Raw genomic sequence first — 6,625 nt, forward strand, 5'->3', positions numbered from 1 at the left:
CTGCCCGCCGCGGCCCACCGGCCCCCGGCCCACCCGCCCGCGCCCCGGCCCCCCGCGGCGCCCGAGGACGCGCAGCGCGGCCCCCGCCTCCCCGTCCAGGGCCCCCGGCCCCCCGCCGCGCAACGACCCGCGACGCCCGAAGGCCGCCCCAGCGGCCCGCGGCCCCCTGCCCACGAGGGCCCGCAGCCCGCCCCCCAGCGCTCCATGACGCCTGAGGACCGGCAGAGGCCCCCGCAGGCCCCCGCCCCGGAGGGCCGGCGTCCGGCGCCCCAGCAGCCCGCAGCATCCGAGGACCAGCGGACAAGCCCCCGGCCCCCGTCCCAGGAAGGCCCGCGGCCTGTGCCGCAGACCCCTGCGGCATCCGAAGGCCGACAGGAAGCTCCGCGTGTACCCGCGCAGGAGGACCGCCGGGCGGCCCCGCAGCGTCCTGCGGCGTCCGAGGAGCGGCAGAGAGGCTCGCAGGGGCCCGCGCAGGAGGACCGGCAGGTCGCTCCGCAGCGTCCTGTGGTGTCCGAGGGGCGGCAGGAGGTGCCGCAGGTTCCGGCGCGGGAGGACCGGCAGGTCGCCTCGCAGCGTCCTGCGGCGTCCGAGGAGCGGCAGGAAGCGCCGCAGGGGCCTGTGCGGGAGGACCGGCAGGTCGCTCCGCAGCGTCCTGTGGTGTCCGAGGACCGGCAGGTCGCCCCGCAGCGGCCTGTGGTGTCCGAAGAGCGGCAGAGAGGTTCGCAGGGGCCCGTGCAGGAGGATCGGCGGGTCGCTTCGCAGCGGCCTGCGGCGGCTGAAGAGCGGCAGAGGAGTTCGCAGGTCCCGGTGCAGGAGGGGCCGCGGGGTGTGCCGCAGGTGCCTGGGCGCGGGGTGGCGGCTTCGCAGGAGGAGGAGACTCGCCGGGAGGAGCTGCCCGCGGCGTTCGGGCGGGAGTCGGTGGAAGGGGCGGCGCCCGGGGCGAGGGGGGCTCGGCCGGGTGTGCCGAACAGGCCGTTCGCGCCGCGGGAGGAGGCTGAGGGGTCGCGGAGCGGGCCTCAGCCGGTCGTGGGGGCTGAAGGGGGGCCGGGGGTGCCTCCGGGGAGTTTCGGGCGGCGGGAGCGGCCGCGGATCAGCGCGGTGGAAGGGGAGCAGGGGTTCGGCAGGGCGCCGGAGCGGTCGGTGTGGCCGGGGGCGCCGAACCGGGAGCGCCTGCCGGAGCCGGTGCGCGGGGAGCCGGTGAAGCCGGAGCCGCCGCGGATCGTGCCTCCGCCGCCGCAGCGGCGCGACGAGCTTCCGCCGCCGCCGCGCGAGGGGCGGTCGGGGCCGGCGTCGCCGATGTGGCCGCGGCCGATGCCGCTGCGGACGCCGCCGGTGGAGCGGGTGCAGGCGATCACGCCGCCGGACCAGCCGGTGGAGGAGCCGGGCGGCCTGCGCAGGCTGCTCAGCCGCGGCAACCCCGTCGACCAGGACTACATCGAGCGGCTCCAGCGGCCGTTCCAGGGCACCCGCCACATCGTGGTGCTCGGCTGCACCGGCGGTGCCGGGCAGACCGTCACCACGCTGATGATGGGCCACACCTTCGCGCAGTTCTGCGGGGAGCCGACCGTCGCGCTCGACGTCAACCCCGGGCACGGCGCGCTCGCCCGCCGCACCAAGATCGACACGCACGAGACGCTCACGTCGCTCATCGCCAACGCCGAGCACATCGGCAGCCTGTCGGGCATCCGGCGCTACACCAGCCGCGCCAGGTCGGGCCTGGACGTGGTCGCCGCCGGCAAGACCCCGCTGCACGCGCTGGACGACCGCGACTACGCGCAGGCGATCCGCACCCTCGACCGCTTCTACAGCGTCACCCTGCTGGACGCCGCCGCGAGCGTCGTCAGCCGGGTGCTGCCGCACGCCGACCAGATCGTGCTCGTCGCCCCGGCCAGCTCGGACGCCCCGCGCGCGGTGGCGATGACGTTCGAGTGGCTCGACAGCCACGGCTACCACGACCTGCGGCAGCGGGCCGTCACCGTCATCAACGGGGTGAGCCGCCGCAGCCACAGCGACGTGGAGCACGCCGAGCAGGTGGCGCGCGGCCAGTGCCGCGCGCTGGTCCGCATCCCCTGGGACGACCACCTCAGCCTCGACCGGTCGCCCCGCAACGAGCTCAAGGCCCTGCGGCCGCCGACGCGACGGGCCTACCTGGCCCTGAGCGCGGTCGTCGCGGGCGGCTTCTCGGTCCTGCCCGAGAGATACCAGGACCCGTCCCCCTACCACCAGGAGCGCACGCAGTGAGTCGGACGAAGACGAGTCGGCTGGCCGTCCGGTACTTCGACGACCGCATCCTGCTCGGCGAGCACGCGGCATGGGCGTACTTCCGGCTGCCGACGTTCAGCTACGAGTTCACCACCGCCGAGGAGCGCGAGGCGCTCGCCACCAACCTCACCATCGCGCTGGCGGCGATCCGCATGCAGGACGCCGAGGTCCACCTGCGCATCGCGCACCGCACGTACCCGGCGGCGGACTGGGCGCTGGCGCTGGACCGCACCAGCGACAACGGCCCCGGCTGGCGCGCGTACCTGGAGGAGATGTACTCCCACGTCTGGGCGAAGGACTTCTGGTCCAAGGAGGTCTACCTCGGCGTCCGGCTCGGCCGGCGCGGCGTGCAGCTGCAGGGCTCGCTCGGCACGCTGCTGGGCTTCTACCGCAGGTCCGAGCGCACCCTCGGCCTGGAGGACGACGCGATCGACGAGCGGGAGATCAAGCGCTGGACGGAGCAGGCCGAACGCCTCGGCCGCGCCCTGTCCGGCGGCGCCCTGCGCGCCCGCCACGCCACGTCCGTGGAGGTCGCCTGGCTGTTCCAGCACGCGGTGACGGGCGCGCTCGCCGACCCGCCGCCGTCGGCGGTCGCCAAGCGCCGCTGGGGCGCCGGGGAGATCGAGGCGCTGATCGAGGGCGCCATCCACAACGGCCGCTCCAACCTGCGCATGGAGCAGCCCGGCGGCGAGTCCTACACCGCGTACCTGTCGTTCGCGCGCTTCCCCGACCTGATGCCGTTCCCCGACGGCGAGCCGTGGCTGCACTACTCCGACTCGCTGTCCTTCCCCGTCGAGATCAGCTCGCGGATGCGGCTCATCCCGCCCGCGCTGGCCTCCAAGGACGTCTCCCGCAAGCTCGCGCACGCCCGGGACATGGACGCCCACATCCGCGAGGCGGGCGCCGAGGCGCCGATCGCGCTGGCCGAGCAGATCGACGCGGCGCGGATGCTGGAGCACGGCATCACCAAGGAGCGCCTCCCGTTCGTCTACGGCTGGCACCGCCTCATCGTCACGGCGCACACCGAGGAGCTGCTCGTCCAGCGCGTCGACGCCGTCGTCGAGCACTACCGCGACATCGGCATCGACGTCGTCAACTCCACCGGCGACCAGTTCTCCCTGTTCAGCGAGTCCCTGCCGGGCGACCGCCTGCGCCTGAACGCCTACGCCCAGCGCCAGCCCCTGCGCACGATCGCGGGCGGCATGCCGGTGGCCACCGTCGACCTCGGCGACCGCAGGGACGACACGGGCGGCGGCTGGACCGGCCCCTACATCGGCGAGACGCTGGGCCGGGCGCGCAGCATCGTGCACTTCGACCCGCTGGTCGCCGCCGCGCGCAACCGCCCGACGGCCGTCGCGATCACCGGCGAGCCCGGCGGCGGTAAGACGACTCTGGCCCTTCTGCTCATCTACCAGATGGCGTTGCGCGGGGTTACGATCGCGGCGATCGATCCCAAAGGTGATGCAGAGGCGCTCGTGGAGTTGCTGAAGGCCCGCGGACGCCGCGCCCGCATCCTGCCGCTCGGTTCGGCGGCGCCGGGCCTGCTCGACCCGTTCGGCTTCGACGACGACCTCGCGGTCAAGAAGACGATGGCCACCGAGACGCTGCGGCTGCTGCTGCCGCGCATGTCGGAGGAGCGCGAGTCGGCGATGATCCAGGCGGTCGGCGCCGTCGCCAACGGCGACCGCCCGTCGCTGGGCAAGGTCGTGGACCACCTGGAGGCGGCCGAGGACGCCGCCTCCAAGAACCTCGGCGCGGTGCTGCGCTCGATGTCGGAGATGCGGCTGGCGTCGCTGTGCTTCGACCCCTACGGCGGCGAGCGCATCGACACCGAGGGCTGGACGACCGTCTTCACCCTGGGCGGCCTGACCCTGCCGGACGTGGCGGTGGGCCGCGAGGACTACTCCTACGAGCAGCGCCTGTCGGTGGCGCTGATGTACCTGGTCTCGCAGTTCGCGCGCCGCCTCATGCACGGGCTGGACCGCAGGCTGCCCAAGGCCATCTTCCTGGACGAGGCGTGGGCCATCACTTCGACACCCGAAGGCGCCAAACTGGTGCCGGAAGTATCGCGGATGGGCCGCTCCCGCAACACTGCGTTGATCTTGGTTTCGCAAAATGCGGGAGACCTGTTGAATGAGCAGGTGACGAACTGCCTCTCGTCGGTGTTCTCCTTCCGCTCCAGCGAGCGGGGGGAGGTCGGCAACGTGATGTCGTTGCTCGGCGTCGAGTCCTCGGAGGAGCACAAGGGCGTGCTGCGCAACCTCGGCAACGGCGAGTGCATCTTCCGGGATCTGGACGGCCGGGCGGGCCGGATCGGCGTGGACCTCGTCTCCGAGGAGCTCCTGCGCTGGCTCGACACCAACCCGACGCGCCAGAAGCCGGTTCTGTCCAAGACGGGGGCTGACTCAGAGGAGAGCGCCGGATGAGACTCCGACGTGCCGTCGGCCGTGTCCGCCGCGGAGCGGGACGCCGACGATCGGTCGTGCTGCTCCTGTGCATGGCGGTGTTCCTGCTCATGACGCCCGCCGCCGCGGCGGCGCCGGACCCGCCGTGGAGCACCAACCCCAACGACGCCTGCGCGCCCGCCGCGGCCCCCGCCCCCGAGGCGTACGGCTCGGGCACCGACGGCATGATCAAGCCGCCGGACCACCCGAGCCGGGAGCTGCAGAACACCGCCGCCGACCAGCTCACCTACTACGACCGCTACGGCACCGCGGGCCAGACCTGGTACGCCGTCGACATGGGCTGCGGCGACGCCATGGCCATGATCGGCAACTCGGTCTCCAACACCCTGTTCACCCTGGTGCGCGCCATCGACCGCACGACGATCAGCGTCTACCAGGCGGCGGCGTCGGAGTCGCTGCTGGGCTGGCTGAAGGAGACCGTCGACGAGGTCATCACCGGCATCGGCGAGACGTTCAACGCCCGCTACTGGACGCCGGTCGTCATCCTCGGCGCGATCACCCTGGCCTGGTGGGGCCTGGTCCGCAAGCGCACCTCCAAGGTCGCCGAGGGCACCATCTGGATGGTCGCGGCGATGGTCGGCCTCATCTGGCTGATCGCCCGGCCCGGCGACTTCACCACGCTGGGCACCACGGTCTCCAACGCCACCAGCGCGGCGTTCAACGCGGCGCTGCCGCAGAGCGGCGGGGGCACGACGTGCATCCCCGCGCCCGAGGGCAAGCCGACGCTGGACGACTCCGAGCTGGACGCCGCGACCCGCAACGCCAACGGCCTGTGGGTGGCGCTGGTGTGCAAGCCGTGGCTGATGGGCGAGTTCGGCACCACCGACCCCGAGGCGAAGATCGTCAAGGAGCACGCCGACCGGCTGCTGTACGCCCAGGCCGTCGACCTCCCCGAGACGTACGGCGCGGAGAAGGCCGACATGGGCGCCAAGGCCGACGCCTACCAGCAGGTCGCCAAGAGCATCAAGGCCGACCACCCGAGCGTCTACCCGCTCTTCCAGGGCAAGCAGTGGACCTCGCGGCTGGCCGTCGCGTTCGGCGCGCTGTTCGCCGCGCTGGTCGCCGGCCTGCTCATCCTGGTCATCTCGGTCACCCTGATCATCGTGAAGATCGCGTTCCTGCTGCTGCTGGTGGCCGGCCCGATCTTCCTGGGCATCGGCATCCACCCGGGGATCGGCCGGGTGATCGCGGTCAGATGGCTGGAGCTCCTGCTGTCGATGCTGCTCAAACAGGCGGCGCTGATCGGCGTGCTCGCCCTGCTGCTGTGGGCCTACGGGGTGATCCTCGGCGAGGGCCTGCCCTGGGGCCTGCAGATCATGCTCATCGCGCTGGTGACGGGCGCGGCGTTCATCTACCGCAAGCCGTTCCAGCACCTGTTCGCCTCCGTGGGCTACTCCGCGGTCTCGCGCGCCCGCTCGGAGAGCGAGCTGGAGAAGTCCATCGCGACGATGCGCAAGAACACCCTCGGCGTCGCGCAGGCGGCGGTCCCGGGCACCGGGCTGTCCCGCCTGGTCCGCCGGGAGGACGGCGTGCCCGCCCTGTCGGCCGTCGGCTCCGACGACCCCTCCGCCAAGGCCACCACCACGGGCTCGCTGGGCACCAAGGCCCGCGCGGGCGAGTCGGCGGGCTCCTCCCGGGCCGCCGACACCGCGCCCCCGCTGAACCTGCCCAACCGCAGGAACGGCGGGGTGGCCGCGGGCTCCGGAGGCTCTGCGGGCTCCGGCGGGGGAGGCTCCGCCTCGACGGGCCGCGGCCGCACCTCGGCGGGCGCCGGGGGCCGTCCCGCGTCCGGCCCCCGGCCCCTGGCCCGCAAGGGCTCCGGCGGTACGAAGCCCGCACCGGCGGCCGGCCACCCCCACCGGGCCGTCACCCGCACCCGCTGCCCGCCGCCGCACGGC

The 6,625-nt window shown here is 73.8% G+C and carries 4 protein-coding genes; 3 read left to right on the top strand and 1 reads right to left on the bottom strand.

From position 1 onward, the window contains the following. Positions 1-1,016 precede the first annotated feature (1,016 nt). Entirely contained in the window at positions 1,017-1,355 is a 339-nt protein-coding gene (locus tag ABD140_RS39490; protein WP_344248127.1) for a hypothetical protein, read from the bottom strand. Between ABD140_RS39490 and ABD140_RS39495 the strand changes: the two genes are divergently transcribed. The 3 genes from ABD140_RS39495 to ABD140_RS39505 all read left to right on the top strand — a co-directional run. Continuing rightward, positions 1,342-2,241, top strand: a complete 900-nt coding sequence (locus tag ABD140_RS39495; protein ID WP_344248129.1) for a MinD/ParA family ATP-binding protein — start codon at positions 1,342-1,344, stop codon at positions 2,239-2,241. The two genes, ABD140_RS39490 and ABD140_RS39495, sit on opposite strands and share 14 nt — an antisense overlap. Then, a complete protein-coding gene (locus ABD140_RS39500; RefSeq protein ID WP_344248131.1) occupies positions 2,238-4,688 on the top strand; it encodes an ATP-binding protein in 2,451 nt (816 codons plus the stop codon). The genes ABD140_RS39495 and ABD140_RS39500 overlap by 4 nt, the downstream gene beginning before the upstream one ends. Beyond that, positions 4,685-6,625 (top strand): type IV secretion system protein (locus ABD140_RS39505; RefSeq protein WP_344248133.1); only part of this gene is annotated, 1,941 nt, incomplete at its 3' end. The genes ABD140_RS39500 and ABD140_RS39505, both read left to right, overlap by 4 nt.

This window comes from Actinocorallia libanotica (assembly GCF_039525175.1).
GTDB lineage: Bacteria > Actinomycetota > Actinomycetes > Streptosporangiales > Streptosporangiaceae > Actinocorallia > Actinocorallia libanotica.